Source organism: Streptomyces sp. SID5785 (genome assembly GCF_009870065.1).
Classification (GTDB): domain Bacteria; phylum Actinomycetota; class Actinomycetes; order Streptomycetales; family Streptomycetaceae; genus Streptomyces.
The window spans coordinates 1-4,086 of record NZ_WWIA01000212.1 but is presented as its reverse complement, the minus strand read 5'-3'; the positions used below and the strand labels follow the sequence as shown (position 1 = coordinate 4,086).

At 74.8% G+C, this 4,086-nt stretch carries 2 protein-coding genes and 1 pseudogene; all 3 read right to left on the bottom strand.

What is annotated here, in order from left to right; translation table 11 throughout:
* A pseudogene (locus GTW43_RS06560) lies at positions 1-1,398 on the bottom strand (hypothetical protein); the annotation flags it as partial.
* 49 nt (positions 1,399-1,447) lie between these two features.
* Positions 1,448-2,347: a hypothetical protein gene (locus GTW43_RS06555; protein WP_161300677.1), complete on the bottom strand. Its 900-nt coding sequence runs from the start codon at positions 2,345-2,347 to the stop codon at positions 1,448-1,450.
* A gap of 85 nt (positions 2,348-2,432) precedes the next feature.
* Positions 2,433-3,959 (bottom strand): hypothetical protein, encoded by a 1,527-nt coding sequence (locus GTW43_RS06550; protein WP_161300676.1) that lies wholly within the window; start codon positions 3,957-3,959, stop codon positions 2,433-2,435.
* Between the last annotated feature and the right edge of the window lie 127 nt (positions 3,960-4,086).

Below are 4,086 nucleotides of genomic sequence, written 5' to 3'. Positions count from 1 at the left end.
CTCGTTCGCGTGCTGCTCGGCCTTCTCGGCGGCGCCGTGCAGGGCCCGGACGAGGTCGGCGGCGGCCTTGGCGCGGGCGGCGAGCGCGGGGGCCGCGTCCCGCTCGGCCTCGCGGATGGCGACGGCCACGCGCGCGGAGCGGTCGGCGGCGGCGCGATGGCGCAGCACCGCCTCGGCGGCCTGCCACGCGGCGTACAGGGTGCGGGCGTCGGCCAGTTCGCGTTTCTGCGCGGCGGCGGCCTTCTCGGCTCCGGCGAGGGCCAGGGAAGCGTGCCGGTACGCCAGTTCGGCCGCGATCAGGGCGCTGCGCTCGCGGGCCGTCTCGGCGGTGGTGACGGTGTGCGCGGCGGCCGTGACCTGCTGGGCGAGCGCGCCGGCCCGGCCGCGCTCGACGGCGGCGCGGGCCGAGAGGCGGCGGGCGAGCGTGCGGGTGCGGCGCTCGGACGCGGTGTGGATGTCCCGCGCGCGGGAGCGGGTTGCGGCGGCCTCGACGATCCGGGTGAGCAGGTCCACGGAACCCGCGGTGAACTCACGCTCGGCGATCAGCTCGGCCCGCCGGCCCAGCTTGTTCCCGAAGCCGCTGACGAGGTCGGCGAGGCCGTCGGTGTCCCGGGTGTCGGTGACGGCGCGCAGCAGCAGGTCGGTGAAGTCGGAGTCCTTCTTGACGGCGAAGAGGCCGGCGGCCTCGCCCTCGTCCGCGTTCATCTCCCGCTGGTAGCGGAAGAGTTCGGGGTCGAGTCCGAGGTCGCCGAGGTGCTCGTTCCACCGGTCGTGGATCTCCTCCCAGTGCACCTCCAGGTGCTGGTACGCCTTGCCGGCCTCGGTGAGGGCGTCGCGGAAGCCCTTCATGGTGCGGCGGCGGCCCTGTGCGCCGGAGGCGCCCTCGGCGACGGGGCGCACGGCGGTGGCCTCGGCGACCGGCAGGGCGTCGAGGCTCATGCCGGGGCCGGGCCGGAAGGAGTACCAGGCCTCGGCGAACTTGCGGGGGTCGTTGGAGACCTGGCGGCCGCGCCACTCGCTGACCTTGCCGACGACGACGCACTCGCCGGTGAGGGTGTGCTGCCACTCGAGGGCGACGTGGCCGCAGTCGTCGGCGAGCAGGAACTTGCGCAGCACGCCGGAGCTGGCGCCGCCCAGTGTGTTCCGGTGGCCGGGGAGCATCACCGAGAAGATCAGCTTGAGCAGGACGGACTTGCCGCCGCCGTTCTCCAGGAACAGCACGCCGGCCGGGGCGGGGCGGCGCGGCGGGCCGACGGGCTCGTCCTCGAAGAACTCCGCCTGCTGGGGGGCGGGGTCGGGCACCGGTGCGCCGACTCCGCGCAGGTCGAGCACGGTGTCGGCGTAGCGCGCACCGGCAGGTCCGATGGAGTAGAGGCGGACCCGGGACAGCTCGTACATGGCGGACTCTCGTGGTAGGGACGGCAGTTCGGGTGGGCGGTGGCGCGGGTCAGGAGTGGAAGGGCAGGCCGGCGTCGGCGACGAGCCCGGCCGCCTCCTCGTCCATGGGCGGCAGCAGCGTGGCGGAACCGTCGGTCACGGGGACGACGCCCAGGTCGAGGAGCTCGGCCATGGCGGCGGTGCCGGCCATGTCGCGGACCTGGAGCTGGTAGCGCGCGGTGGTGCGGTAGGTGCCGCCGCCGTCGTCGCCGGTGCGCTGCAGGAAGCCGGAGTCGGTGAGGAAGGCGAGGGCCTTGCCGACGATGCCGGTGGTCGAACCCGCCAGTCTGCGTGCGTCCTTGGTGGCACCGGTGGAGCTGCGCCGCGCCCAGACGCGCCATGCGGACTCGAGTCCGGGGGCGTCCGTGGCCGGGTCGGTGTTCTCCCCCTGCTCCTCGGCGCGCTCCTCCAGCTTGGTGCACGCCTGGCGCACGAAGGCGTCGACGCCGTGGACGCTCACGCGGCCGATGTAGCCGTCGTCGGCGAGATCCTCGGGGCGCGGGAAGGCGAGCGCCGCGGCGGCGAGGTGGGCGACACCGTGCAGGAAGCGGTCGGTGGAGTCGGCGGCGGTGCGGCGGGCGTAGTCACCCATGCGGACCGCGAAGACGGAGTCCTCGGCGGCGGTGACGGCCATCCCCGCGCGCGGGGAGACCTCGAGGACGACGAGGCCGAGCCCGGTGGCCACGGCGTCGGCGAGGCGGGCGAACGCCGGGTCCTCCCGGTAGCGGCGCAGCAGTTCGGTGTACTCCTGGTCGCGGGAGGGCTGGAGCTTGGGCTGCAGGCCGAAGGAGACGAGCCGGGCGGCGTCGGCGGCATCGGCGGGCGTGACGGCCGCGGGGGCCCTGACCGCACCGGTGCCGGGAGCCTCGGTGTCGCCGCGCTCGGCGTGCTCGGCGGGGTACTCGGTCACGGGCGGTGCTCCTCGGTGGGTCCTGCGGCGGTCGGGGCGGCGGTGTCTGCGGTGGACGTGGCGGCGGTGTCTGCGGCGGCGGGCGTCATGCGGCCTCCGTCCGGTCCGCGGCCATGCCGGCCGCGTCGAGCAGGGCGGTGCCCACGATGAGGTCGGCGCCGCCGAACTCGTCGTCGTCGAGCTCCGTGCCGTCGTCGACGGCGAACAGCAGCTTCGGTTCGCCCTGGCGGTAGGCCGTGCCGACCGGCGGGCTCGCCGCGTGGACGGCCAGCAGGGCGACCAGGTACGGCAGTTCGGGGTCGCGGGTGCGGGCCTCGGCGAGCAGGCCGGAGAGTCTGCGGGGCGCGTCGGCGGGCAGGTCGAGGAGCTGCATCGCGCTCGCCAGCTGCTCCTCGCTGAACCGGCTGTCGTCCGGGGTGGCGATCAGGTCGGGCTCGGGCATCTCGGCGCCGAGGTGCTCGCGCTCCTGCGGCGGGGTGAGCAGGATGTCGACCAGGTCGCCGACGCGGACGGAGACGGGCGTGCGCAGTCCGGTGCCCCGCGCGAAGAAGGCGTCGGTGACCTTGGTAGCGCTCTCCACGGGAAGCGGCAGCAGCGGGGCGACGAGCTGCCCGTACAGGTCGAGGCCGGTGCGCGCGGCGGGCGCGGCGAAGGCCTGCCGGTCCTGCTCGGCGCGGAACAGCGGTCCGGCCTCCAGGAGGCGGGACTGGAGCTGGGTGTGGCGGCGGATGCAGTCCTTGACGATGTCGACGAGCTCGGCGGCGCGGCGCTTGTGCTCGGGGTCCTCCGACTCGTCGCGGGCCTTGCGGATGTTCGTCAGGATCGCGTTCTCGTGGCGGTAGCGGTCGGCGACGTGGTCGAGCGCCTCGGCGATCATGTCGGGCACGGCCTGGAGCCAGTCGACCGCGCGGACGTTGCGCCGGGTCGCGTCGAGTGCTCTGCGCAGGGTCTCCGAGTACTGGACCGTGCGGTAGCGGGCCTGCTCGGCGGCGAGCTGGGCGTCGGCGAGGCGGCCGCGGCTGATCAGCACCTCGAGCTTGACCTCGGCGGCGATCTGCGCGCTGGTGACGTCCGTGTCGAGGGCACCGACCAGCACGTTGACCGCTTCGTCGGTGGTGCGCAGGTAGACGCCGCCCCCGTAGCCGGGGACCTCCTCGATCAGCTTGAAGTCGTAGTCACGGCGCACGTACGTGCCGTCGGGCGCGAAGGTGCCGTAGACGGCGCGGAAGCCGCGGTCCACGCTGCCGACGTTGATCAGGTTCTCCAGGACCCAGCGGGCGACGCGCTCGTGCTCGCCGGCGGTCCGTGCGGGGGCCTGGGCGGCGACGCGCGGCAGGAGGCGGGCCACTATCTGCTCGTGGTCGGCGCCCGTGTCGAAGTCCATGTTGAGCGTGACGAGGTCGATCGCGGCGAGTGCCACCTCGGCCATGCCGTACGTCGAGTACTCGCCCGCCAGGTTGGCCTTGCGCACGTCCAGGTCGTGCAGCGGCGCCGTGCAGGCGAGCGCGCGCAGGCGCCGCGCGAGCCCTTCGTCGGCGGCCGGGCCCGGTGCGGGGCGCGGCCCCGCGCTGAGCTGGGGCGGTCCGGAGTCCGTGGTGGCAGGCGAAGTCACGCAGGACAGAGTAGGCGCTGGGTCCGACAACGGTCGAAACGGCGCTAATGCCCTGGGGACCCGTGCGGGCCGTCCCGCCGCGGTGCGGGCGCTACGCCTCGACGGGCACGTGCTGCGCGTAGGCCTC